Source organism: Bacillus sp. WC2507 (assembly GCF_052656125.1).
Genome location: NZ_JBQXPN010000001.1, coordinates 1,027,356 through 1,053,119, shown reverse-complemented (window position 1 = coordinate 1,053,119; position 25,764 = coordinate 1,027,356). Strand labels below are relative to the sequence as shown.

The following is a 25,764-nucleotide window of genomic DNA, read 5'->3' as shown; positions in this document are numbered from 1 at the left end:
TTACTCACCACATTTCTCTACTTTTTCCAATGAGAAGAAAATGCTTGTGCCTTTCCCAAGCTCGCTTTCCACCCAAATATTTCCGCCATGTTCTTCAATAATTTGCTTCGCTATCGCTAAGCCAAGTCCACTTCCACCTGTACTAGAATTTCGCGATTGCTCTGCACGATAAAAACGTTCAAAAATATAAGGAAGTGTATCAGATTCGATACCTGATCCGTTGTCCATTACTTTCACAATCACTTTATTGTTATCACTCGATACTGTTACAGTGATTTTCTTTTCTTCTTTATCCATGTATTTCACACTATTATGAATTAAGTTTGAGATCACTCTATTTATCTTTTCGCAATCAGCCGTTACATATAGTGGTGATGCATGTAATTGTAAGTTAACTTCTATACCTTCTTTACTTAAATCCATCTGCATCTCTTCTATTAATTCTTGCATAAACATATTTAATTCAACCGTTTCAAACCGAAATGGAACTCGATTCAAATCGAGCTTCGAAAATAAAAATAGTTCGTCAATGAGTGTATCCATATGCCTTGCTTTCGTATGGATAGTCGTTAAGTACTTATCCATTTTTTCTGTTGTATTTGCTACCCCGTCTTTTATGCCTTCTACATATCCGATAATAGATGTAATCGGTGTTTTTAAATCATGAGAGATGTTTGAAATGAGCTCTTTTCGATTTTCTTCATACTGCGTTTGTACCTCTATCGACTCTTTTAATTTCTTCCTCATTTCCTCAAATCCTTGATTCAATTGCCCTATCTCATCATGCGATGTAACTGGTATTTGAAAGTCTAAATTTCCTTCTTTAATTTTCTCAGTCGCATCTTTCAATACAAAGATTGGTTTTATCACACTTCTTGAGACAAGATAACTTAATAATCCAATAAGCAACACGGCTAACAGTAAAAGTGATACGAACAAAATCGGAAATAATTTTTGTGTAAGATCTACAAATGAACTTTGCTTTTTTAATACAAATATACTCCCCTCTTCTTCCTGAGGAAAATAAAAATCAAACTTTACATATCGATAAAATGTATCGCCTAGTTCCGTTGTACCACGACTATTAATATTTGCTGATTCAAATTTCGGAAGGGCTTCTTTTAAAGATACACTTTCAAATATTTTTGTAGCATAAGAAATGGTTTCTCCCTTTCTTACAACTATTTTCACACCTTCTTTTTCAAGTGTTGAAACGAACGATTCATCTAATAGTTGAGATTGATTTTTCTTTGCCGCTAATTTCAATTCAATATACGTATTCTCTTCTTCTGGCGTAAGCGGCTTTTGAATATAGGAACTTTTATAGAAATTTTTCACTGATTCCAAGTCTCCTGTTATGGAAAAAACAATTAAAAATCCCGCGACTAATATGAGCGTAATGGAAACGAGAATAACAGCAATATAAGAGAATAAAAATCTTGTTTTAATAGACATATGTTACATCCTCACTTTACCAAACCTTATTACTCATAAGCATAAAAATATATGTTCAAATACTCAAGCGATTTTATAGTAATTTTAGCGTCAGTTTATAAAAATTTAATGTTCTTATTTTACAGTTGAAATGAGGAGGTTGAAATTCCATGTTCAAAAAAACAGTAAGCATGATCTGTTGCGTAATTTTTTTGCAAGGTTGCTCGCAAGAACAAGGAGTTAAAAAGGAGATGACAAACATGGAGACAGCGCTACTAGCAGCTACTGAAAAACAAGAAACGAATACCGTTATATCGTTACTCAAAAAAGGGGCTGACATAAATATAACAGACAATAAAGGACGTACCCCTCTTATGATTGCTACATACAAAAATGATGTAAAAACTGCAAAAGCGCTTATCGAAGCTGGTGCTGACGTAAATATCCAAGATGATATAAAAAACAATCCTTTTCTATACGCCGGCGCTGAGGGTTACTTGGATATTTTAAAACTAACGATTGATGCCGGTGCAGATTCATCGCTGACAAACCGTTACGGCGGTACAGCTCTTATCCCAGCATCAGAACATGGCTATATTGATGTTATAAAAGAACTACTCACGCGAACAAATATCGATGTAAACCATGTAAATACCCTCGGATGGACAGCTTTAATGGAAGCTATCGTACTAAGTAACGGAAATGAAACACAACAACAAGTCATTCAACTTCTTATTGAACACGGTGCAGATGTAAATATTCCAGACAACGATGGTGTTACCCCGCTAGAGCATGCTCGTGCTCATAACTTTGACGAGATAGAGAAGATTTTGTTAGAAGGACATAAGTAAAAAGCTAATTTTTGCCTTCCTCCCCCACCCTATGCTACATTTAAGCCGTTACATCAATATGAATAGGTGGGAATAAACATGAACAAACCTAAAATTGGGATGATTGGACTTGGAAGTATCGCGCAAAAAGCCTATCTTCCAACACTTACAAAAGAAACAGATTGGAATTTTGTAGGGGCGTTTACACCTAACGCGGAGAAAAGGAAACAAGTTTGCCAGCAATACCGCATTCAAGACTTCCATTCTATTGAAACGTTAGCTTCGGAATGCGATGCAATCTTCGTTCATAGTTCAACTGCTACACATTATGAAATCGTTTCTGAACTTCTGAAAAAAGGAATCGACGTTTATGTTGATAAGCCGCTAGCAGCTACAGTAGACCAAGCTGAGAAACTAGTCGAGTTGAGCGAAAAGTATAACCGAAAGTTAATGGTCGGATTTAATCGCCGCTTCGTTCCTATGTATGTTGCTGCAAAAGAACAAGCTCATGATATTTCATGGATTCGAATTGAAAAACACCGTACAAATAAAGTCGGTCCATATACATACGACTTTACGATGTTAGATGATTACTTACATATTGTAGATACTGCTCGCTGGTTAGCTAACGATGAGCTTAACGTCGTTCACAATATGATGCAAATGAATGAAAAAAATGAACTTCTTTACGGCCATCATACATATACAACAACAAACGGCCTATTACTTTCAACAGCAATGCACCGCCATGCCGGTACAAATTTAGAACAAATTGAACTTGTTACGACAGGGAAAATCATTCGTGTAAAAAATATGAATACATTTGAAATTGAACAGGAAAACTCAGTTTCACAAAGCGGTTCCCCATCATGGGATACGACGTTAAAACAACGTGGTTTTGAAGATGCTGTTCATCATTTTATTGAATGTGTACACGGAGATACAAAGCCTGTTGTAGATGGATTAGAAGGATTAAAAACGCAGCAACTGTTACAATCTCTACTGGACGATCTAAACAAAAATTAAAACGGATACATTTTTCAGAATTTACTTTCATTCCCATTTTCCCTTTATTTCTCTCGTAAATTTCTATAGAATATGTTGATAGGAATTATAAATTTCATAATGAATCGTGGAAAGGATGGGATTAACACATGTGGAACGAGTTTAAAAAGTTCGCTTTCAAGGGGAATGTAATCGATTTAGCTGTCGGGGTTGTAATCGGTGCTGCATTCGGTAAAATCGTTAGTTCTTTAGTAAAAGATATTATTACACCATTACTTGGTATGGTATTAGGTGGCGTTGACTTTACAGATTTAAAAATCACATTCGGTAAATCATCTATTATGTATGGTAACTTTATCCAAACTATTTTTGATTTCTTAATTATTGCAGCGGCTATCTTTATGTTCGTTAAAGTATTCAACAAACTAACATCTAAAAGAGAAGAAGAAAAAGAAGAGAAACTTCCAGAACCAACAAAAGAAGAAGAACTTCTTGGCGAAATTCGCGACTTATTAAAACAACAAAACTCTTCTAAAGATAGAGCATAATTGAACGGATAAAAAGGCATGTCCCCTAGGGACATGCCTTTTTTATATGCTATAACGTTTCCGAATTCATATGAATAAATAAAATAATACCTGCAACCATAAGTACCATAATACTACCTGCAAATAGTGTAATACCCATAAACATTAAACTTGTGCTCATATCCACTGATACACTTTCAATAAAAATAGAAATTACATACGTGATAAGGGCAATTCCTGCAAGAATACTTCCTGGAACAAATCGCTTTAAGCCATTTTGTTTTAACGTCATATATGCAAAAATAGCAGTCATACAAAGCGTAATTATCCAAAGAACGATCATCTTTTCTCCCCCCTCACAAACCTTTTCTTTCTATTATACATGACATTGCCCTATAATAGTTGAATTTGCACTTATGTGACATATAACAAGGAGTCCTCCCTACTGTAGCGAAAGCATTACAACATACACTTACACAATAAGGAGGCTTTCATTTGAAATACACTACCATATGCAATTTGGAACTAACCGAACGATTTAATTACGTTACGATTGACCTAGAAAAACAATTTTTTTATATCGAAGTTATAAATTTACAAAGCAATACAGCTGTACTAAAAATATCAATTAACTTGGAAAAAGACGAAACGATAGTAGCAGGAAATATAATTCAATACGATACTTCTCACATAGATGCATTATTACAAGGATTGAAATGTGTTGCTCAAACATGTATTGATCACAATTTAAGAAACCAAAGGGAACTGTTCGCATTTTCAGAAGAAAAATAACCCGATAGAACTGGTTATTTTTTCTATAAATTGATATGATTACTATATGCAAATATTCTTTATACGGGAGTGTTCATAATGATTTGGATTTCACTAATCGTATTAGCCTATTTCATCATTCTCGTCCCAATACAGTATAACTATATGAAGATGCTCAAGGAAAAACAGAAGAGAATGAATGCCTCACAAAACGAACTATATGACAACATGTCTTATGAAGAATCCCAAATACACTATCATTATCAAAGTAACGTATTTACAATACCTGCTTCGCTTGTCGCAAGTATTATTTATAGAGTGAAACATGCAGCATAATATGTACGCTGTAAAATTATTGTTTGAATCTGTTCATTCTGGTGAGCCTGATCCTACGAAAATTGATGAGCATTATGAAGAGAATCCCGATACACTTTTTGAAGAAAGTATTATTCTTGTTAAGGCAAACAGTATAGAGGAAGCTCATGAATTAGGTGAAAAGATAGCTATACACTCTGAAGAATCGTACGATAATATGTACGGTGAGCAAGTAACGTGGACGTTTCGAAAAATATTGCATGTGTTTGAATTAGACGATACACCATTTGAAACGGGAAAAGAATTGTACGCAAGATTTTTACACGTTAAGAAAAATAAAACGGTAGATACCGTAGTAAAAGCATACTATCCTGAATACGAATAAAAGCTCACAGCAAATGCTGTGAGCTTTTTTATACTTACTTCGTTGAATCTCTAAATTGGATACGGTGAGGTAAGATTACAGTGTGATCTTCCACTTTTTCTTTGTTCATATACTTTGTTAATAGACGCATTGCTACTGCACCGATATCATACATCGGTTGTACAACTGTTGAAAGTTGTGGACGAACCATTAATGCAAGACGTGTATTATCGAAACCAAGTACTTCTACATCAGTTGGTACGTTTAATCCAGCGTCTTGTGCTGCATGGATTACACCTAGTGCCATTTCATCAGAAGATACGAAAATCGCTGTTGGCTTTTCATCAAGGCCCCAAAGCTTTTCGAATGCCTCGATACCTGAATCATATGTGTAATCTCCATCGATTACAAGATTTTCATCATATGAAATACTTACTTCTTCTAAAGCTTTTTGATAACCTTGTAACTTCTTTGCGCTTCCCGCTTTATCAATGAAAGGACCAGAGACGAAACCGATACGCGTATGTCCTTGCTCAATAAAGTGCTTCATCGCATCGTAAGCTGCTTGTGTATAATCAATGTTTACTGATGGCGTTTCATTTTGCTCATCAAATGACGCTGCTAATACAATTGGTACCGGAGACTTTTTAAATTCTTCAATGTGAATGTCTGTAATATCTTCACCCATGAAAACAATTCCGTCCACTTGTTTTCCAAGCATCGTATTTAATAAATGGAACTCTTTCTCTTTGTTTTGGTCAGAGTTACTTAAAATGATGTTATATTTGTACATTGTTGCGATATCTTCAATTCCACGAGCAAGTTCTGCATAAAACGTATTTGAGATATCAGGAATAATAACACCTACTGTAGTTGTCTTCTTACTTGCTAGTCCACGTGCTACCGCATTTGGGCGGTATCCTAAACGATCGATTGCTTCTAATACTTTCTTTCTTGTTGTAGGCTTTACATTTGGGTTACCGTTCACAACACGAGATACGGTAGCCATTGAAACGTTCGCTTCGCGCGCTACATCATATATTGTTACGTTCATCTCATCGCACACTCCTTCTATTTTTGTTATCTATTTTTATGTATCGGTTACTTGAATGAAAAAAAGACATCAACTCTATTTGCAGATGCCACCAATCGTCCCGAGTTCTTCCTTTTACTAATGATACGATAAAAACGCAGGCTCATACAATATTTTCCCGCAAAAGTTTCGAAAAAATTCGCTTCTTTTCTCGTATTTTCGTATTTTTTATGAAAAAAAGGGCATTTTTTGTAAAAAAATAGATATTCCATGAGTAGAAACTGTATATTAAGCCGTACGTTAGTAAATGAAATTTATATCAGCGATTTTGTAAATATATCGACTTACCAACAAAAATCGACAATGAAAGTCGCTATACAATAAGAGGCAGCAGTTCCAAATACTTTTAATTCGTTCATCAATTCATTGAACTGCGCAATATTTATTCGTTGTGCCTGGATCTGGGCTGGCAATAGAAGGTCACATCGTCCTGTAGAATACGTTATATCGACAACAACGGGTAAATGTGTTTCTTTCTTTAAAATCGGCACAGCGGAAACATGGAGCGTATTACGCATCGATCTTTCATTACTTCAGAAACTAATTGTACATCACTACCTATTTATTGGTAGTTTACATATATTAGTATTTAAATTTCAATCCCTCTAATTCCAAAAATTTTTCAAACCTATTTACTATATCTTCTTTCGTAGTTGGAACTTCTTGAGGCATATAATTAACAAAACTCACCATATCTTCTGGGTAGTGATGCTTTCCATAAAACTCTGCAATTTCATTTAATAATTCATTATCTTCTTTACATCTTTCTTTTATTTCAGATAAACAAACAAATCTTAGTTTTCTTTTCTCCTCTATTAATATTGTGCTTTCTTCATCTAATTGAGGAAAATAATTAGTTTTTATTTCTAACATCACCTTACTTAAATCTTCATTAGAGACTTCCCATGTAAGTTCACTAACAAACCCGCTTTCATCACCAATTCCCATCAATTCTACCGCATAATCAGAAATAACGTCTTTACTAAAATAATTTCCTTGGATGCCTACAAAAATAGTTTTCCAATCATACTTAATATGTTTATTTTTTAAATCTTTTAAGTTCATATGATTTCCCTCTTACTTTTTGGAATTTGATTTGTCTTACCCGTCATAACACCATTTTCAATAAAAAAAAGACAGTGTAAACACTGTCTTTTTTTTACAAGAAGGAAACAAACGGTTTATCGCTGTTTTTCTCTTTTATAATAATTGCCTCGATTTTACTCTCGGACTTTATCTGTAATTGTACTTTCGCATCCTTAGGTAATTTTTCTAACATACTTTGAGCAGCCATTTGAGTAAGAGCCATTAATTCTGTTTTACCATTGTATTTAATAACAATATTCATATTCAATGCATCCATTTGATTTTTCTTATAAGACACTTTAGCATTTACTGGAATAAAATCTCCAGGAGAAAACTCTTTCATTGTCTTAGCAAATTCAGTTATTTTTGTATTATCTTCTCCATGTGCTTGTTTAAATTCATCAGAAGGATATGAATACGCTTGTTCATCGATCGTACTCCAATTTCCAAGGTTCGTGTCATTCTTTTGAACGGTAGTACTGGCAATATACGTACCATTTTTTAAAGAACTTGTACTTTCTTGCTTAAAGATAGCAAACGTAATTGGAGATTTGTTGTACTTGTCATTTTTATTAATAGCTTCAATAAGTTGTTTGGCAACTTCAGTACCCTTAGACATAGCTTCTTCATTCGATACACTTGAAGACATAGCTAAACCAATCATAACACCAGATAAACTTAGTTCGTTTGAATTCTGCTTCCCGAAATAGTCTTGTTCTATAATATTTGTCAGAACTGGTGCTTCTACTTTTGCGACTAGTTCATCAACTAACTTCTCAGGAATATACTGATTTAATTGTAGTACATGATTTTCTGTATCAAATTGCTGCGTTGCAATATTCATTAAGCCATTTTCATACTCTGCTAAATCTAATTTAGAATTTGTTTTTATATTAGCTGTATTTATAACCTTTTGTTCTTTTAAAGGAATTACAGTTCTATAATAATCTTTAGAAACAGCAGTTCTCGGAATCATGCTTTTTTCTTTCGTATCCTTCTGTATAACTTCATCCTTCTTACTAATCGTATCATTGCTACAAGCTCCCAGTAATAAACTTACGACCGCGAAGGATAATGCCATTTTCTTCATTACTTAAAACCTACTTTCAACAATCTAATTATTTAATTTGAACTATTAACAGTGTACCATTAAATATATTTCAACAAAAACAAAAAAAAGAAGCAAGCACCTTTAGCTTGCTTCTTTTTACTTAATATTCTCTTCTAAAGCAGCTTTTTTAATGTTCCAATGAGACGTATTCCATACTACCATCCCATCTTTTATGTATAACACTTGCGGAGATTCATGTTTCATGTTGTACTGCTCTGCAACACGATTCGAAACATCTCTCGCATCTTGTACGTATAAGTAATACGCTGGTACCGCTCTTTCTTCACTACAATAGGCTTGAAATTCTGTATAGGCACCATGACTAATCGGGCATGTCGTACTATGTTTAAAAAGAACATAAGGCTCATTTTTTTCTACTAATACTTCAAGCTCTTCAATTGTTTCAACTTTTGTCATATTCATCACGATTCACCTCTCATACGAAGTCTAGAGCGCTTCTCTTTCTTTTCAGCTTTTTTCTCAAGTCTTTCTAATTTACGCTCTTCTTTTTCAACCTTTTTCTCTTGTCTTGTCGCACGATAATGATTGTATACTTCAATTGCTGCGCTACTCCACTGTACAACTTGCGCTACTTTATCTGCATTATTTTCAATTTCGTCCGTAACAGACTCTGATACATTACGAAGTTTCGTATTTAAAGAATGGATTGTCGTTCCAATTCCATCTACACCCGATACCACTTTATTTAATGATTGTGATTTCTGTTGAATGTCATCAGCTAACGCATTTGTTTTATGTAATAATTGCTCCGTCTCTACGCTAATCCCTTGCATTTGCTTTTCTAAACCTTCTAACGTGCTTGCAACGTTTTCTAACGTCTTCTGAACCGATAACAACGTTCTGCATACATACACTACTAATACAGCGAAAGCAACCGCGATAATAGCTGCACTTACATATAAAAGAACTTGCATTTCATCACTTCCTTTATCTTTTTCATACTTTCTCCTATTATACAATCATTTTCCGTTTCGTTCTAATCCCTATCTTTTCATTAGAATTTTCATACTTATTCGTTAACTTTAACATAAATGATTCAACAAATTCCACTAAGTAGGTTACAATAGGAGAGGATACATAATTAGTAGGGAGGCTTTACATATGAAAGATCCACGCATTGAAAAGTTAGCATACAATTTAATTAACTATTCTATTCGCTTACAAAAAGGCGAGAAAGTATTAATTGAAAACTTTGGCTTACAAAAAGAACTTGTAACTGCACTTGTAAAAGAAGCTTATGCAGCTGGTGGTTTCCCATTCGTTTCTTTAAAAGATCATCAAGTAGATCGCTCTTTATTAATGGGTGCTACTGAAGAACACTTCGAACAAATCGCTGCATATGAAGCAAGCGTAATGAAAGATATGGACGCTTATATCGGTCTTCGCTCTGGCGATAACATTAACGAACAAGCTGACGTACCAAGTGAAAGAATGCAAATTCACGGTCAAACAGTTGGTAAGAAAGTTCATAGAGACATCCGCGTTCCGAAAACGCGCTGGGTTGTTCTTCGCTACCCAAATGCTTCTATGGCGCAGCTTGCTAAAATGAGCACAGAAGCTTTCGAAGACTTCTACTTCGAAGTTTGTAACTTAGACTACGGTAAAATGGATAAGGCGATGGATAGCCTTGTTACATTAATGAATAAAACAGATAAAGTTCGCCTAACTGGTCCTGGGACTGACTTAACATTCTCTATTAAAGACATTCCAGCTATTAAATGCTCAGGTCATTTAAACATTCCAGACGGTGAAGTATACTCTGCACCAGTTCGTGATTCTGTTAACGGTACAGTTTCTTACAATACACCATCTCCTTACAACGGTTATACATTTGAAAATGTACAACTTAAGTTCGAGAATGGCCAAATCGTTGAAGCAACTGCAAACGATACAGAGCGCATTAACAAAATCTTCGATACAGATGAAGGCGCACGCTACGTTGGTGAGTTCGCAATCGGCGTAAACCCATACATCTTACATCCAATGGGAGACATCCTATTCGATGAAAAAATCGATGGCAGCTTCCACTTCACTCCTGGACAAGCTTACGATGATGCATGGAACGGCAACAACTCGAACATCCACTGGGATTTAGTATGCATCCAACGTCCTGAATACGGCGGCGGCGAAATTTACTTCGACGACGTACTAATCCGTAAAGACGGACGCTTCGTTGTACCTGAATTAGAAGCTTTAAACCCAGAGAACTTAAAATAATAATAAAAACGCTCGGATACACTCCGAGCGTTTTTCATTTCTTCCCTACCATTTCTATTTTCACATGTGGATTCTCTTTCTCGATAAGCGCCAAGAATTCATTCATATCTTGCGGCATCGCAATCATATGTACTTTATATGCATTCGTCGTAATTTCAAGGGATTTCCCAACTTGACGAATGATTCTTATCTCTTTCAATACAATATCGTCATTTAAAATGCCGTACTTTAATACACCATTTTCTACTTTATGCTTTTTAATAAATACTTCCCAAACGAGCGGGACATTTACAATGAAACATAATCCCATTCCAATTAACGCTGACATCCACTGATCTTTATTTGCGACAATCATGACAAGTGGATATACAAACATAAAAGCTAACGTGAGACAAACGAAAATTACTACCGATTTACTTCTTTGAATCGGAATGTTCATACACGCACCCCCTATCCTAAATTATACCACTTTTTCCATTTTAGTTCATAAAAAAAGGTCATTTCTGAATGACCTTCTTAAACAATATATCTATAGAATTTCTTATCCACCTGTAACACCGGAAAACTTTTTGGCAACTCGTTTATACTCACACTTTGGAAATTATTCTTTTCATAAAAGCGATGCGCTGCTAAAAACTTCACTGTCGTTCCTAAATAAATATCTTTCAGCTTTTTATTCTCAGCCCATGAAATTGCTGTTTGAAGCAACTTATGTGATGCGCCCCACTCTTTTCCGCGAAATTCTTTTTTTACGAACATTTTTCTTAACGCTACTTGCTGATTCTCAATATCTAATAAAGCTACTGTTCCGACTACTTTATCGTCATAAGTTGCTACCCAAAAGTTTCCATGATTCCTTTGATAGAACGTTTCTATTTCAAGTAAGTCGGGCTGCTCTTCTTTCGTAATGGGGACATTGTACTCTTTTTGCTGAATATGAACGATAAGATTTACTACTTCCTCTTGAAATTTACTTTCATACGGAACAATATGAATCTTCTCGTTCATCGAATCTCCTTCCATTCTGAAGCTAGTAAACTATATACAGCGATATCATGGAAATGATCATATAACCATTCTTCATCTCTTAAAACACCGTCTAACTTAAACCCTAAACGTTCTGGGATCGCACGGCTTTTTACATTTTCAACACCACATCTAATTTCCATTTTATTTAATTTTAAATTCTCAAATGCATAGTGAAGTACCGCCTTCACGCTACGTGTCATAATACCTTTTCCACCAGCATCTTCTGCAAGGTAATACCCGAGACTTGCCGCTTTCTTCCCCCAACTCACTGGATGAATGCCTACCATCCCAACGAGCTTCCCTTTATAACGTATACCACTTTCAAAACCGTCTCCCTCTGCAAACTTCTTTAACCACATCGGACAAATCTCATCATAAGCATCAGCAGATTTCGTCCCATCTACCCAAGGGAGCCATCTTCTTAAATGATTACGGTTTTGGTCTATTAATTGATATAGTTCCTCTTTATGATGCTTTTCCAATAACTGTAATTCAATTTCGTCGTCTACTCGAAGTGTGAACATGTTTTTTAGCCCCTTTTAGTTTTCTTATTATTCTAACACTTATAGATACAAAATGTTAAATATTCACACTTTTTCAGTTTTTATATAAGAACAATCACTATATATGATTGATACATAGATACAAATCATATATATTTAAAGTATGGAAAAAAATGATAATTTTATAATTCAATTACGTAAAGGTGTTTTTGATCTCGCTATATTGTCTTTAATAAGTAAACAACCTATGTACGGATACGAAATTACAAGTGCATTACAAGATATCCCTGTGTTTCATATCCCAAACGGTTCGATTTACCCTATATTAAATCGAATTACGAAAAACAATTGGGCTATTTCCTATTGGGAAGAGTCTGGTGATGGCCCAAAAAGAAAATACTATCGCATTACAGACGAAGGGAGAGAAATTTTACATAATCGCTTAGATGATTATGATGCAGTGTATCAAGCTCTAATGTTACTAGCTAAAGGAGAGGATAAAAAATGAACAGGATCAATTCTTTGCAAATGAACTCATCACTTCTTTCTTACAGGATTTCCACAAAGGTTTAATGAACTTACCTACATCAGCACGAGAACAACATGTACTAGAAATCAAATCTGATTTATACGAAAATGCATTACGTAAAGAAAATGATGAGATACCATCAGCACTCATCCCTCAACACGTTATTGAAGAAGCACAGCAATCTACAAATACTTTTATTAAATATTATTCCGGCCTATCTATCGGTCCACTTGGCGCTTTATCAGTGCCTATTGTACTCGGTTTTATAAATTTTTCTGCTAATTTACCATTTTTACTATCCTTTATTGCAAGCAATATTTGGTTTATCTTTAGAGAAAACCATTGGAATATAGATTTATTAAAATACTTTAAAACAATTATTTTCATCAGTTCAAGACTGCTAATTGCTCTCCCATTCAGCTTTTTCGCAATTCGAATTATGATAACAAAACAATTCGATATGTTTTCATTCTATTATTTAATTGGATATGTACTTTTCAGTTCACTATATATCGTCTTATTAAAACAACTATACAAAAAGAATGAACAATACCAACATATCAATGCTTTTTAAAATATATCGAGCACAACAAAAAAGACGCATAGCCACCGCTATGCGTCTTTTTTATTACTTCTCTGCAACTTGAACTTCTTTTACGTAAGCTGCTTCGAATTTTTGGATGTCTCCTGCGCCCATGAAAATTAGAACGCCGTTTTTATGTTTCTTTAATACATCCGTTGTTGTATCTGTAATTAGTTCTGCACCGTCAATACGCTTTTGCAGATCTTCGATTGTTAATTCACCTTTGTTTTCGCGTGCTGATCCGAAAATATCACATAAGTATACTTGGTCAGCTTTGCTTAGACTTTCAGCGAACTCATCTAAGAATTTTTCTGTACGTGAGAATGTATGTGGCTGGAATACAGCGACAACTTCACGCTCTGGATGTTTTTGACGAGCTGCTTCAATCGTTGCATTAATTTCTGTCGGATGGTGTGCGTAGTCATCGATAATAACTTGCTCTCCCATTGGCTTTTCATTAAAGCGACGTTTTACGCCTTCAAAAGTTGTTAGCTGATGCTTAACTGCTTCTACATCAACGTTTTCATAATGGCAAAGCGCGATTACCGCTAATGCATTTAATACGCTGTGATTGCCGTATCCTGTAATTTTGAACGTGTCATAGTACGTATTACGAACGAATACATCGAAAATAGTACCATCTGTTCTCTTTTGAATGTTACGTGCTTGGAAATCATTATCTTCTCCAAATCCATAGAAAATAACAGGTACTTTCGCTTGAATTTTTTGAAGTTCTTCATCATCTCCACATGCAATAATGCCTTTTTTCACTTGCAATGCCATCTCTTGGAATGCATTGAATACATCATTGATATCTGAGAAATAATCTGGATGATCAAAATCAATATTTGTCATAATCGCATAGTCTGGATTGTAAGACAAGAAATGACGACGATACTCACAAGCTTCAAATACAAAATACTTACTATTTTCTACCCCATGCCCTGTTCCATCTCCAATAAGGTAAGATGTAGGGTGTGCACCTTGCATTACATGGGCTAACAAACCAGTTGTTGATGTTTTTCCATGTGCACCAGTTACAGCAACACTTGTGTATTGGTTCATAAGATCACCTAAGAAGTGATGGTAACGATGTACTGGGATGTTTAATTCTTTTGCTGCTACGATTTCTTCATGCGTATCAGGAAATGCATTTCCTGCAATAATCACTTGTCCTTCTTTTACATTATTTTTATCAAAAGGAAGGATCGAGATATTACGCTTTTCCAACGCTGTTTGTGTAAAGAAACGCTTTTCATAATCAGACCCTTGAACAGTATGCTTCATGTCATGAAGAATTTGTGCTAATGAACTCATTCCTGTTCCTTTAATTCCTACAAAATGGTAAACTGTCATCTTAAAGAACCTCCAACATTTCGAACTAATACAACGGCCTATCTATAAGACAGTATATGAATCTTTTCTTATTTTGGTAATCATCATACATTTTTGATGTAGTGAAGTTATTCTTTCCCTTCACTTATCAGGATAAACTCGTACGTACTTCTTTTTTATGTCCATAACAAGTCCATTATAGCAAAAAAGAAGCCGCTATACTATGATAACAGAAAAACTGATAGGGTCAATCACCTATCAGTTTTTCTCTCTTTTACATATCTTCTCTTTTTTCTAATTGAACACGCTCTAGACGTGGGTTTGGACGATATTTACGACCAGCTTTCGCTTCTGGTTTTCCATTTAATTCTACGTTATCACCAGTAAAGCCAATATTCATTTTTAATAAGCTACTTCCTACTCCGTATATATCAACAGGTACGTTTTGAGCTTCAAATTCACGAATACGCTTCTCATCAAATCCACCAGTTACAACGATGTCTACATGCTGGAATCCTTCTTCATCAAGTGCTTTACGAAGTGCGAATACAAGCGATGGGTTTACACCACGTGGATCGAATGTTCCAAGTACCTCTGGGTGGCGAATGAAGTATTGATCAATCATCGTGCGCGACGTATCTACACGTACGCCTTTTAATGTTGATCCAAATTCACGCGCTACGCGAAGTGCATCTGTAATGACATCATTATTGTAATCAATCAATACAACTAATTCATCTTCTGGGAATTTCTTATGATATGCTTTTGCCGCTTCCACAACATCACCATTAAACATTTGAATTAATGCGTGAGGCATTGTCCCCATACCACTTCTGCCCCACCATTCATTCATCGCGTGCGTCGCTTGTGCGCTCATACCTCCGATGTATGCTGCATAACCGTCACCAGCTTGCTGTGTATAATGATCGTCACGATCTCCCATGAAAATAACTGGTTTTTCTTTATCTACACTACGTGCAGCTTGGACAACGTTATATACATTTGTCGCAACTGATGTACGACGAGCTAAAATCCCATCAATGACACCTTCTAAAAATCCGAAATTTTCATAAGGACCATGAATTGTTAACACTGTTTCAAACGGACTAATATTATCGCCATCTTTTAAAGAGTTAATTTCAAGTTCCTCAGGATTTTTGGCGAATGTTTGTAGCAATGCAATCACTTCATCTGTTCCGCAAAGAACTGCATTTTCCTTTTGGAAAAATTGCATCGTCACAACACTTTTCGGGCGAAATTCTTCAATGATTTCTCTAGTCTTTAAAAAGTAAACGGCAGAGAACCAACCTTCTCCAACACGTTCGTCAAATTTAAATGTTCTATTTGTTAGTCTATTTATTTCACCTTTTAATTTTAATTCAATTTCTTTCATGTCGCTTTACTCCCTACTTTACTATCCAACATTTTCTCTTAGTATACAGCAAAACCGTTTCCTATACATTTGTTTCCTGCATAGCAGCGAATTCATCCTCAGAAATAAGGACATCTCTCGGTTTCGTTCCTCTTCCTTCAGAAATAATTCCTTGCGATTCCATCTCTTCAATGAGACGTGCCGCGCGATTATAGCCGATGCGGAATTTTCGCTGTACAGAAGATGTGGACGCTCCCCCTTGTTCTACAACAAATTGACATGCATCAAAGAACAATTCGTCTTCCGACTCAGCTTGTTCTGTTTTCGCTAATAAATCCTCTTGTTTAAATAAGTAGTTCGGCTTCATTTGCTTTCTCACATGATCAACTGTTTTCTCAATCTCATCATCCGATACATATACACCTTGTACACGAACTGGTTTAGACGTACCGTTTCCTAGAAATAGCATATCACCACGGCCAAGTAATTTCTCCGCGCCCCCAATATCAATAATCGTACGCGAATCAACTTGAGATGATACAGTAAACGCAATACGCGTTGGAATGTTTGACTTAATTAAACCTGTAATAACATCTACAGATGGACGCTGCGTCGCTACTAATAAATGAATACCACACGCACGTGCTTTTTGCGCAATACGACAAATTGCTTCTTCAACATCACCAGGTGCTACCATCATTAAATCGGCTAACTCGTCAATGACAATAACGATATAAGGTAATGTCTCTCCCGGAATTTCTCGCCCACTTACAATCGTATTGTAACGAGTTAAATCACGAGCACCAGCGTGCGCAAACAATTCATAACGGCGTTCCATCTCTTCGACTGCCCACTTTAAAGCCGCTGTTGCTGCTTTTACATCTGTAATAACAGGCGCTACAAGATGTGGAACAGAATTGTATGGTGCAAGCTCAACCATCTTCGGATCGATTAACATTAACTTCACTTCATGCGGTTTCGCTTTATATAAAATGCTCGTTAAAATTGCGTTAATGCACACACTTTTCCCAGAACCTGTTGCACCCGCAATAAGTCCGTGTGGCATTTTCCGAATATCAGTTACAATTGGATCGCCTGAAATATCAAGACCGAGCGCAACTGTAAGCGGTGATTCGCTCTTTGTAAACACAGGACTTCTTAAAATTTCACGAAGAAACACTGGCTTACTTTCTTTATTTGGAACTTCAATTCCAATCGCACTCTTCCCTGGAATTGGCGCTTCAATACGAATATCTTTCGCAGCTAAGCTTAACTTAATATCATCACTTAAATTTGTAATTTTATTTACTTTCACACCTGGGTCTGGCTGTACTTCAAAACGAGTTACTGCTGGACCTTGTGATACGTTAATAACATGTGCACCAACATGGAAATTATTAAACGTTGTATCTAATAATTCTTTCTGTTCATCCAACCATTCCGTATTATCTAACGCTGCTTGCTGTGGAATTGACAATAATGTTAATGGCGGAATTGTATATGTCGGTGGTGTTTGCAATACATTTCGCATATCGTTCTCTCTTTGATTGACAACATATGCTTTCTCTTGTACTTCCGTACTTGAAATTGGCTTTTGTACTTGCTCTACCACTACCTGTTGCACTGGTTTTTCTTCCACTTGTGGTTCTACCACTACTTGCTGCATTGGACGTTCTTCCACTCGGGATTCTACCACTACCTGCTGCACTGGTTTTTCTTCCACTTGTGGTTCTACCACTACCTGCTGCATTGGTTTTTCTTCCACTCGGGATTCTACCACTACCTGCTGCATTGGTTTTTCTTCCACTTGTGGTTCTACCACTACTTGCTGCACTGGACGTTCTTCCACTCGGGATTCTATTACCTCTTGTTGCATCTGTTGTTCTTCTACTTGGTGTACAGGCTTATTCTCTACTCGTTCACTCATAGAAGATTGCATTGCATTCATTCTAGCCGCATGTCTTTCCCTTAATCGCGTTCTGTCTTGTTTCAACATAACAACATTAAATGGTACATGACGCTTTTTCTCACGTTTTGGCTCTTCTTTTTGTACAACTGGTTGTTCTTCCGCAATCGGTGCTTCTTCTACAACTCGGTGTTCTTCCACAACCGGTGCTTCTTCTACAACCCGTTGTTCTTCCGCAATCAGAACTTCTTCTACAACTCGGTGTTCTTCCACAACCGGTGCTTCTTCTACAACTTGTTGTTCTTCCACAATCGGTGCTTCTTCTACAACTTGTTGTTCTTCCACAATCGGTGCTTCTTCTACAACTCGGTGTTCTTCCGCAATCGGTGCTTCTTCTACAACTTGTTGTTCTTCTTCAATCGGTGCTTCTTCTACAACTTGTTGTTCTTCCACAATCGGTGCTTCTTCTACAACTTGTTGTTCTTCCACAATCGGTGCTTCTTCTACAACTTGTTGTTCTTCCACAATCGGTGCTTCTTCTACAACTTGTTGTTCTTCCACAATCGGTGCTTCTTCTACAACTTGTTGTTCTTCCACAATCGGTGCTTCTTCTACAACTTGTTGTTCTTCCACAATCGGTGCTTCTTCTACAACTTGTTGTTCTTCTGCAATTAAAACATTCGCAAAGCTTTGAACATCTTTCTTCGTTTGTTCATCAGCCTCAGCACCATGTATGAATTCGTTCTTTTGTTCAATTGCTTCATTTAACAACATTTCTTGCTGCGTTTCCTCAAGTGCTACAGGTTCCACTTCTTCTAGCTCTTCTGCTTCCGCAATTACTTCCACTTCTTCTGGCTCTTCTGTTTCTGCAATTACCTCCACTTCTTCTAGCTCTTCTGTTTCTGCAATTACTTCCACTTCTTCTAGCTCTTCTGTTTCTGCAATTACTTCCACTTCTTCTGGCTCTTCTGTTTCTGCAATTACTTCCACTTCTTCTGGCTCTTCTGTTTCTGCAATTACTTCCACTTCTTCTAGCTCTTCTGCTTCTGCAATTACTTCCACTTCTTCTGGCTCTTCTGTTTCTGCAATTACTTCCACTTCTGGTATTTCCACAATGATTGTTTCTTCAAGCTTTACTTCTGCTTTAACAATCACTGATTCTTCTGGAGCTTGCTTTTCTACTTCAATAGTAGGTTGTTCTATTTCTGTATTACGTTTAATTTCTTCTGATAATATTGTATCCTCGTGCTCTACTTTAGAATCTACTAATTCTGCTTGTAGAATGTTTCGGGCCACTACATCACTTTCTTGCTTAGTATCTTCCATACGCTCAGCGATTGTTTGATGAAGTAATTCAGCCGCTGGAACTTCCTGCGGTGCACTCATTTCTTGAACCACTTCTTTTTCTTCTACTATAGGCTCTTGGCGTTCAATTTCATAACCGTTTTTCTCTAGCCATTGATCGACAACTGACTTTTCTTCCTTTTTACTTGGTTGATCTCGCTGATCAACTCCTTCATGACTGGAAGAAGTCTTTGCTTGTCCTTCAGAGAAATCAGATAATGTATATCCTTTTTTCTCTAACCAGGCATCAACAACTGATTTACCCTCTACAGATATTTCAAGGTCTTCTCTTTCCTTTTCTTCCTCCTGTTGTACAACTTTTTTCTCTACTGAAGGACGATTATATCCGTAAATTGGCGAAATCATTTCTGTTGGACGAAATGGTCTACGGTTACTTTCTTGCGAAGGTACAGGTGCTTTTTTTACGACAGGCTCTTGCTCCGGTTCATATTGCATTTCCGGCTCTTCATATGTAGAAACTACCTTCTCTACATACTGTCGTCTACTTCTTTCCACTTTGATTCCTCTTTGAATAGGCTGAGTTTCATATGTTACACCTTGAACAGGTTGTTCTTCAAAATGCCCTGTTTCTATAACATCCTCTTCATCGAACCCATTATCCGGTACTAATGGAAAACGGCATTTACCTGCATTCCTACTTGCCATTTGTGCTTCTCTTGCTTCAGTATAGTGGTTTACACGAGGAATTTTCGGCTGACTTTCAATTTGCTTTGGTACTTCTTTATTCATCGCTGTTTGTTCTTCCTCTTTGTTAAACAGCTTTTTCATCCAATCTAACATGCTTACCACTCTTTCTACTAAATAGTAACATCCTTTATTGTATCAGCATTCCGCAAAAAGTGCAGGTAAAATTAAGCATGTCATATTTATCCATAATTCTAATTTACGAGTGTTTTCATATAGAAAAACGCAGCCTTCCATGTAAGACTGCGTTTAAGCTTTACTCTTCTGATATTCATCTACACTATCCGTTACACTTTGTAATAAAGAATTTACATACTGCGGGTCAGATAATTTTTTATCTTCTTCAGGATTTGACATAAACCCAAGTTCTAATAGTACGCCAGGAACTTTTGACCAATTAAACCCAGAAAGATCATCCCTGAATTTAATTCCATTTACTTTCACTTGCTGATTCTCTCTCATTTTATTTACTATCGTTTGAGAGATTTGAAGACTTTCCGCATAAATCTCTTTGGTATACGGGCTTCCTTCTGCCGGCGTTAATACAGCGAATCCACTTTGATTCAGATTTTCAGAACCATCTGCATGAAGACGTAAAAACAAATCTGCCTTATGGTCATTCGCAAATGTCGCGCGTTCTTTATTACTCATATCAACATCTTGTGACGTTCTCGTCATTAATACTTGTATACCTTTTGCTTCTAACTTTTCTTTTAATACGAAAGCCATTTCTAATACAAGAACAGCCTCTCTTTTTTTCGTCACAATACCAGTTGTACCATCTGTCACTTTATATTTTTGCGTCGTTGCTCCTGGACCAACCGGCTCTAAATTTAAATTCGCTTTTTGTTGATGCCCCGGATCGATAACAACAAGAAACTTTCCTTGTTTTTCATTACTCTCTACTTTTTGTTCATTCTGTTGTACTGGTTGCTCATTTGGCTGCACTGGCGTAGCTTCCTCTTTCTTTTCCTCGGCCGGCACTTCCTCCTGCTTATGCTCCACTTGCTCATTTGTTTGAACTGCTTGTGGTTCTTCTTTCTTTTCTTGTTCTTCCTGCTGCTTTTCTACCGGTGCGTCTTCCTTTTTATCTTCGCTTGTTTCTTTTATAGAAGATGTTGTTTCTTTTTTCGGTTGTTCTTGTGAGCAACCTCCCATATATATTCCAATGAATGCAATCATGCTCATTATTTTTATATACTTCATGTTTTTCTCCCATCACTTTGCACCGGTCTCAAAGTTTTTCTTATAATTGTTTTATAATCTCAGCCATATTTCCAATATGAACGGGTTGCCACGTTTCTGTACCACGCTCCGCAGTATAAACTAGATAAGCATCATCAGCCACATTTACGAAAACCGGATCCCCCATATCTGTTTCATATCCGATAACAATCCATTCTTCTTGCCATTTACCGTTTTCTCCACTTATTAATGAATTTTTATGTTTATCATATCGGTAACCAATTTGCCCTTTTTCTAATTCATTTTCGCTAAACAAATATATTTCATAAGAACCTAACTCAATATCTTGCTGTTTTGAAGTTTCAATTCGTTTCAGAAGTTCTGCGATTTTTAGTTGTTGTTTCATACGTCTATCCCCTTCTATTTTTCTAAATTTTAACTAGTTTGTTTATAAAATACAATATAGATTTTGAGAAAAAAAGTGACATCCTATAATATGAACGATTTTTTGAATATATCTGTCACAACTCGCGATATATCAACGATTTTTCAAATATATCTATCACAACTCGCGATATATCAACGATTTTTCAAATATATCTATCACAACTCGCAATATATCAACGATTTGACACAGAATATCGACTTACCAGCAAAAAATGATAAAACAAAAAGAGAGGCTGTCCAAAAGACAACCTCTCTTTTCTTATATCAATTAAAATTTAAACTCTTGTCCAACTTCAAAGCTATCTTCTAATACAAGAATACCTTTTTCTTGTGGAGCATCTGGAAGCTCTAATTCACGTGCTGAGCAAATCATTCCAGAAGAAGGAACACCGCGAAGTTCAGCTGGTTTAATTAGCATACCGCTTGGCATTACAGCGCCGATTTTTGCAACGACAACTTTTTGTCCTGCATCAACGTTCGGTGCGCCACATACGATTTGTAATGTTTCTGTACCAATTTCTACTTTACAAATGTTTAACTTATCAGCATTTGGATGCTTCTCTTTCTCAGCTACATAGCCTACAACAAATTTTGGAGAAAGATCTGCTTCTACTGTTTCTTCAAAGCCGTTCTTCGCTAAAATTTCGTTGATTTTCTCAACAAGTTCTTTCGTTAATGTAAGGTTACCTGTTTCTGTTACTTCTAAATAAGAAGATGCATTAAAGATGTTGAATCCTGCTGTTACATTGCTTTCACGATCGTATACGCGTGCAACATCTCCTTTGCGATCAAAAGTACGGTTCTCTAAAGTAATATCTTGTAAGGCAACAATTAGAGTGTCACCAATTCCTTCAAGGTTGTAAAAAACGTTCACTTCGTTCATCCTTTCTCTTTTCCATCTGTCTTCTTCCGATTCTTCGCTAAAATAAAGATTGGTTCAAAGTCCCCATCTTCATATACGAATGAAAGTGATGTAATCGGAACATGCCCTTCGGCAAAAAATTTCATTGTCATTTGTGCAATAATATCATAACCGATTTCGTTGACGATATCAGCAATAATTAATACATCTTGGTGAGGAACAGCCACAACCATATCACCAGAAATCTTTTCACGCATCGATTGTAGTAACGATTCGTTTAAAATACGCGTCGCATCATACCCATCATTTGTGTTTAAAAAGTAGAATGTATTCCCTGCTACTGTGTCTTGTTTAAATTCATAACCTAATGAGCGAGCGTTGAATAATGCCATTTCACGCACTTGTTGCTCTGTAAGTTCTAATTTTTGTAATAGACGCTCATCAATGAGTCGATACGTTTTATTCGAATCTAACGCATAGTAAATACGTGTTTCCGCCGTATGATCCGTCATAATAAACGGATTTCCTTCTTCTGCTTGTTTCGGAAAAGAAGTAGAGCGAATAACAGGTAAAATTTTCGCTGCGTTATTTTCTTCTTTATGCATCGCAATTAGTGCTTCTTGTACGTAATAAGCAACTTCTTCAATCGCCTTTTCTTTGTTCACTTCCCATTTTGCTACAACTCCTGGAAGCGATACGTTAATACCTTTTTTCGAGTCTTTTTGTTCTATACGTAGAACTTCTTTCTCGCTATCATACTGAAAGTCCCATTCCGGGCGAGATAATTTCTTCATTAACTCATCTTTCATCTTTTTACTTGTCATCTTCATCTCTTTTTCCTCCCTTCCAAAAAAATAACCTCCCCCGCGAAGGTAGAGGTTGTTTTACAATTCAATTGGCAAATTGCCTTATTTTAAACCTTCAATAAACTCTTCGATTTGTTCTTGTGTTTTACGATCTTTGTTTACATAGCGACCTGTTTCTTCACCTTTATTGTACGCTACAAAGCTCGGAATGCCAAATACGTCTAATTTTACACATAGATCAATAAACTCATCACGATCTACATAGTAAAATGAGAAATCACTATATTTCTCTTCTACTTCTGGCATAAATGGATCTACAAAGCGGCAGTCTGGGCACCATTCTGCTGAGAACATAAAGACTACATTCTCTTCATTTTTCAATTGTTGGAATTGCTCCATGCTTTCTAATGATTTCATCTATATTTCCTCCTCTAACGAGTGCATTTTTTCATGTTATAATCTTTCTTTTATACTACCATACATCGCGCACGGTGCAAGGTTTATGCTTGCTTTTCATCATACTTATATTGCCCAACAAGTAACTTAACAACGTGTACAAATAATTCTGTGCGATCAACATAATCATCTGTAAAAATACCGATAGCACCTTCGTGGCTTCGAATATCTTTTCGCTGTACAAATTCTTCCATCACTTCGCTTAACTCTTTTCCTTCTTCCAGTGGCTTTAAAAAGTCATCTGGTAATTTAATACGAGCGCCTCCTGCAACAAATACTCTACCGTCACTTGTCGCCAAAGCACCCCAGTTACACATAAATAAGCCGTGTGCTGTTTTCATTACGCCGCCTTCTAGACCAATACCAATTTGAGCTTCTCCTTCTTGCAGCGCTCGCTTCGCTCTATTAACCGCTCCTTGCATCGTCTCTTCATCTGTAAACGGCTGGTTTGCTACTCCTGAAGGAACAGAAAGCGACGTAATTTCAGCATCTCTCCAAACCTTCTCCACAGCTCCAACTTTCGTTTTATTCTTCGATCCAACTACTACTTTCATTCCGCTCACCTCTGTAAAAATTTATCACTTTGTTCTAATATCCACTTCCGGTACAAATTAAGCACGAACCACTACCGCATATCACCGGGGCATCTATTCAACCTAAAGAAAGAGGTTTTTCTCACAACATTACCGGCTTCGAACTCAAAAACAGCCTTCCTCTCTCTTCCTATCCGCGGTCTTAATACATCATTCGAGCACCCATTAAGCACTAACCGCCACCACACACCGATGGGTCATCTCTTCAATCCAAAAAAAGAAAGGCTCTTCAGCCCTTCTTCCTTACGCGTTATTCTTAATTGTCTCTAACGTCGTTTTATCCGTTGCTCTTACAAGCTTCGTAATTAGTTCTTTCGCTGCCGCATAATCATCAACATGTAAAATAGAAGCATGTGTATGAATGTAGCGTGCGCAAACACCAATTACTGCTGATGGGATACCTGAGTTACTTGTATGTACACGGCCCGCATCTGTACCACCTTGTGAAATAAAGTATTGGTACGGAATGTTGTGTGTTTCAGCTGTATCTAAAATGAATTCGCGCATTCCTCTATGTGTTACCATCGTACGGTCGTAAATACGAAGAAGAGCACCTTTTCCTAATTGACCGAACTGCGTTTTATCACCAGATGCATCGTTTGCTGGACTTGCATCAAGCGCATAGAAAATGTCTGGTTGAATCATATTTGCAGCAGTTTGTGCACCGCGAAGACCAACTTCTTCTTGTACAGTCGCACCAGAGTATAATGTGTTTGGTAATGTTTCGTCTTTTAATTCTTTTAATAATTCGATTGCAAGGCCACATCCGTAACGGTTGTCCCAAGCTTTCGCCATAATTTTCTTTTCATTTGCCATCGGCGTAAACGGACAGATTGGCACGATTTGTTGTCCTGGTTTTACACCAATTTCAATCGCATCTTCGTAGCTATCTGCACCTATATCAATTAACATATTTTTTATATCCATCGGTTTTGCACGTTGCGCGTCACTTAATAAATGAGGCGGGATAGAACCAACAACCCCAATAACAGGGCCATTCTTCGTCATCACTTGTACACGCTGTGCTAATAATACTTGGCTCCACCAGCCGCCTAACGTTTGAAAACGAAGCATCCCGTTTTTCGTAATTTGCGTAACCATGAAACCTACTTCATCCATATGACCTGCTACAAGAACACGTGGGCCAGTTTCGTCCCCTTTTTTCAGACCAAATACGCTACCTAAACCGTCTTGCACAATTTCATCCGCATATTTGCTTAATTCTTGCTTCATAAAACGGCGTACATCATGTTCGAAACCTGATGCACCTTGTAATTCTGTTAACGTACGAAATAATTGTAATGTCTCTTTATTCACGAAGTCCCCTTCTTTCAA

29 protein-coding genes and 1 pseudogene are annotated in these 25,764 nt (G+C 36.6%); 9 read left to right on the top strand and 21 right to left on the bottom strand.

The features are described from left to right. Nucleotides 1-1,455 carry a sensor histidine kinase gene (locus tag ACUN28_RS05680; protein ID WP_016136858.1) on the bottom strand — a complete coding sequence of 485 codons (1,455 nt, stop codon included), beginning with the start codon at nt 1,453-1,455 and terminating at the stop codon, nt 1-3. Between the two features lie 149 nt (nt 1,456-1,604). On the opposite strand from ACUN28_RS05680, the gene ACUN28_RS05675 reads away from it, so the two are divergent. From ACUN28_RS05675 to mscL, 3 genes are all read left to right on the top strand, one after another. Next, the gene (locus ACUN28_RS05675; RefSeq protein ID WP_016136859.1) at nt 1,605-2,285 is read left to right on the top strand and encodes an ankyrin repeat domain-containing protein; all 681 of its coding nucleotides are present in this window, start codon (nt 1,605-1,607) and stop codon (nt 2,283-2,285) included. Between the two features lie 78 nt (nt 2,286-2,363). After that, on the top strand, nt 2,364-3,290 hold the full coding sequence (locus ACUN28_RS05670) for a Gfo/Idh/MocA family protein (RefSeq protein ID WP_016085928.1): 927 nt from the start codon (nt 2,364-2,366) through the stop codon (nt 3,288-3,290). A gap of 128 nt (nt 3,291-3,418) precedes the next feature. Beyond that, entirely contained in the window at nt 3,419-3,817 is a 399-nt protein-coding gene (mscL, locus tag ACUN28_RS05665) for a large-conductance mechanosensitive channel protein MscL (protein ID WP_016135469.1), read from the top strand. A 49-nt stretch (nt 3,818-3,866) separates the two neighbouring features. On the opposite strand, the gene ACUN28_RS05660 is transcribed toward mscL, so the two are convergent. Further along, the gene (locus tag ACUN28_RS05660; protein WP_000636592.1) at nt 3,867-4,139 is read right to left on the bottom strand and encodes a DUF3917 domain-containing protein; all 273 of its coding nucleotides are present in this window, start codon (nt 4,137-4,139) and stop codon (nt 3,867-3,869) included. Between the two features lie 152 nt (nt 4,140-4,291). Here ACUN28_RS05660 and dhp61 point away from each other — a divergent pair, with 152 nt between their 5' ends. From dhp61 to ACUN28_RS05645, 3 genes are all read left to right on the top strand, one after another. Further along, nucleotides 4,292-4,588: a protein Dhp61 gene (dhp61, locus tag ACUN28_RS05655; RefSeq protein WP_016135470.1), complete on the top strand. Its 297-nt coding sequence runs from the start codon at nt 4,292-4,294 to the stop codon at nt 4,586-4,588. A 78-nt stretch (nt 4,589-4,666) separates the two neighbouring features. After that, a complete protein-coding gene (locus ACUN28_RS05650; RefSeq protein ID WP_016085925.1) occupies nt 4,667-4,903 on the top strand; it encodes a DUF3949 domain-containing protein in 237 nt (78 codons plus the stop codon). A gap of 1 nt (nt 4,904) precedes the next feature. Next, the gene (locus ACUN28_RS05645) at nt 4,905-5,267 is read left to right on the top strand and encodes a DUF4288 domain-containing protein (protein ID WP_033660194.1); all 363 of its coding nucleotides are present in this window, start codon (nt 4,905-4,907) and stop codon (nt 5,265-5,267) included. A gap of 34 nt (nt 5,268-5,301) precedes the next feature. On the opposite strand, the gene ccpA is transcribed toward ACUN28_RS05645, so the two are convergent. From ccpA to ACUN28_RS05615, 6 genes and pseudogenes are all read right to left on the bottom strand, one after another. Further along, entirely contained in the window at nt 5,302-6,300 is a 999-nt protein-coding gene (gene ccpA / locus ACUN28_RS05640) for a catabolite control protein A (RefSeq protein WP_016085923.1), read from the bottom strand. 323 nt (nt 6,301-6,623) lie between these two features. Then, a pseudogene (locus ACUN28_RS05635) lies at nt 6,624-6,866 on the bottom strand (hypothetical protein); the annotation flags it as partial. A gap of 55 nt (nt 6,867-6,921) precedes the next feature. Then, nucleotides 6,922-7,404 (bottom strand): DUF2247 family protein, encoded by a 483-nt coding sequence (locus tag ACUN28_RS05630; protein WP_098405430.1) that lies wholly within the window; start codon nt 7,402-7,404, stop codon nt 6,922-6,924. A gap of 94 nt (nt 7,405-7,498) precedes the next feature. Then, nucleotides 7,499-8,515 carry a CamS family sex pheromone protein gene (locus tag ACUN28_RS05625; RefSeq protein WP_016085921.1) on the bottom strand — a complete coding sequence of 339 codons (1,017 nt, stop codon included), beginning with the start codon at nt 8,513-8,515 and terminating at the stop codon, nt 7,499-7,501. 117 nt (nt 8,516-8,632) lie between these two features. Beyond that, on the bottom strand, nt 8,633-8,959 hold the full coding sequence (gene ytxJ / locus ACUN28_RS05620) for a bacillithiol system redox-active protein YtxJ (RefSeq protein ID WP_016085920.1): 327 nt from the start codon (nt 8,957-8,959) through the stop codon (nt 8,633-8,635). Then, nucleotides 8,959-9,471, bottom strand: a complete 513-nt coding sequence (locus ACUN28_RS05615; protein WP_001197726.1) for a DUF948 domain-containing protein — start codon at nt 9,469-9,471, stop codon at nt 8,959-8,961. The genes ytxJ and ACUN28_RS05615 overlap by 1 nt, the downstream gene beginning before the upstream one ends. Before the next feature lie 187 nt (nt 9,472-9,658). Here ACUN28_RS05615 and ACUN28_RS05610 point away from each other — a divergent pair, with 187 nt between their 5' ends. Next, the gene (locus ACUN28_RS05610) at nt 9,659-10,774 is read left to right on the top strand and encodes an aminopeptidase (protein WP_000654739.1); all 1,116 of its coding nucleotides are present in this window, start codon (nt 9,659-9,661) and stop codon (nt 10,772-10,774) included. A 34-nt stretch (nt 10,775-10,808) separates the two neighbouring features. Here the strand turns inward: ACUN28_RS05610 and ACUN28_RS05605 are convergent, their stop codons facing one another. The 3 genes from ACUN28_RS05605 to ACUN28_RS05595 form a co-directional block, all read right to left on the bottom strand. Next, the gene (locus tag ACUN28_RS05605; RefSeq protein ID WP_016085919.1) at nt 10,809-11,213 is read right to left on the bottom strand and encodes a PH domain-containing protein; all 405 of its coding nucleotides are present in this window, start codon (nt 11,211-11,213) and stop codon (nt 10,809-10,811) included. A gap of 77 nt (nt 11,214-11,290) precedes the next feature. Then, nucleotides 11,291-11,782: a GNAT family N-acetyltransferase gene (locus tag ACUN28_RS05600; protein ID WP_016085918.1), complete on the bottom strand. Its 492-nt coding sequence runs from the start codon at nt 11,780-11,782 to the stop codon at nt 11,291-11,293. Next, nucleotides 11,779-12,327: a GNAT family N-acetyltransferase gene (locus tag ACUN28_RS05595; protein ID WP_016085917.1), complete on the bottom strand. Its 549-nt coding sequence runs from the start codon at nt 12,325-12,327 to the stop codon at nt 11,779-11,781. The genes ACUN28_RS05600 and ACUN28_RS05595 overlap by 4 nt, the downstream gene beginning before the upstream one ends. Before the next feature lie 142 nt (nt 12,328-12,469). Between ACUN28_RS05595 and ACUN28_RS05590 the strand changes: the two genes are divergently transcribed. Beyond that, nucleotides 12,470-12,814 carry a PadR family transcriptional regulator gene (locus tag ACUN28_RS05590; RefSeq protein WP_016136864.1) on the top strand — a complete coding sequence of 115 codons (345 nt, stop codon included), beginning with the start codon at nt 12,470-12,472 and terminating at the stop codon, nt 12,812-12,814. 64 nt (nt 12,815-12,878) lie between these two features. Beyond that, nucleotides 12,879-13,409: a hypothetical protein gene (locus ACUN28_RS05585; RefSeq protein WP_257149080.1), complete on the top strand. Its 531-nt coding sequence runs from the start codon at nt 12,879-12,881 to the stop codon at nt 13,407-13,409. A gap of 54 nt (nt 13,410-13,463) precedes the next feature. Here the strand turns inward: ACUN28_RS05585 and murC are convergent, their stop codons facing one another. The 10 genes from murC to ACUN28_RS05535 form a co-directional block, all read right to left on the bottom strand. Continuing rightward, on the bottom strand, nt 13,464-14,774 hold the full coding sequence (gene murC / locus ACUN28_RS05580) for a UDP-N-acetylmuramate--L-alanine ligase (RefSeq protein WP_000219461.1): 1,311 nt from the start codon (nt 14,772-14,774) through the stop codon (nt 13,464-13,466). A gap of 253 nt (nt 14,775-15,027) precedes the next feature. Further along, nucleotides 15,028-16,146, bottom strand: a complete 1,119-nt coding sequence (locus ACUN28_RS05575; RefSeq protein WP_000658380.1) for a nicotinate phosphoribosyltransferase — start codon at nt 16,144-16,146, stop codon at nt 15,028-15,030. A gap of 61 nt (nt 16,147-16,207) precedes the next feature. Beyond that, entirely contained in the window at nt 16,208-20,176 is a 3,969-nt protein-coding gene (locus tag ACUN28_RS05570; protein ID WP_445423357.1) for a DNA translocase FtsK, read from the bottom strand. A gap of 153 nt (nt 20,177-20,329) precedes the next feature. After that, on the bottom strand, nt 20,330-21,286 hold the full coding sequence (locus ACUN28_RS05565) for an N-acetylmuramoyl-L-alanine amidase (RefSeq protein ID WP_016136868.1): 957 nt from the start codon (nt 21,284-21,286) through the stop codon (nt 20,330-20,332). A 40-nt stretch (nt 21,287-21,326) separates the two neighbouring features. Then, nucleotides 21,327-21,671: a hypothetical protein gene (locus ACUN28_RS05560; RefSeq protein ID WP_016085909.1), complete on the bottom strand. Its 345-nt coding sequence runs from the start codon at nt 21,669-21,671 to the stop codon at nt 21,327-21,329. A gap of 309 nt (nt 21,672-21,980) precedes the next feature. After that, nucleotides 21,981-22,595 carry a YtpR family tRNA-binding protein gene (gene ytpR / locus ACUN28_RS05555; protein WP_016136869.1) on the bottom strand — a complete coding sequence of 205 codons (615 nt, stop codon included), beginning with the start codon at nt 22,593-22,595 and terminating at the stop codon, nt 21,981-21,983. Beyond that, the gene (locus ACUN28_RS05550; RefSeq protein WP_016135479.1) at nt 22,592-23,404 is read right to left on the bottom strand and encodes a DUF1444 domain-containing protein; all 813 of its coding nucleotides are present in this window, start codon (nt 23,402-23,404) and stop codon (nt 22,592-22,594) included. The genes ytpR and ACUN28_RS05550 overlap by 4 nt, the downstream gene beginning before the upstream one ends. 78 nt (nt 23,405-23,482) lie before the next feature. Continuing rightward, a complete protein-coding gene (locus tag ACUN28_RS05545) occupies nt 23,483-23,797 on the bottom strand; it encodes a thioredoxin family protein (protein ID WP_000838193.1) in 315 nt (104 codons plus the stop codon). 83 nt (nt 23,798-23,880) lie between these two features. Further along, the gene (locus tag ACUN28_RS05540) at nt 23,881-24,390 is read right to left on the bottom strand and encodes a DUF84 family protein (protein WP_016136870.1); all 510 of its coding nucleotides are present in this window, start codon (nt 24,388-24,390) and stop codon (nt 23,881-23,883) included. Between the two features lie 282 nt (nt 24,391-24,672). Further along, complete coding sequence (locus ACUN28_RS05535; protein ID WP_001031515.1) at nt 24,673-25,746, bottom strand: M42 family metallopeptidase; 1,074 nt, start codon at nt 25,744-25,746, stop codon at nt 24,673-24,675. Between the last annotated feature and the right edge of the window lie 18 nt (nt 25,747-25,764).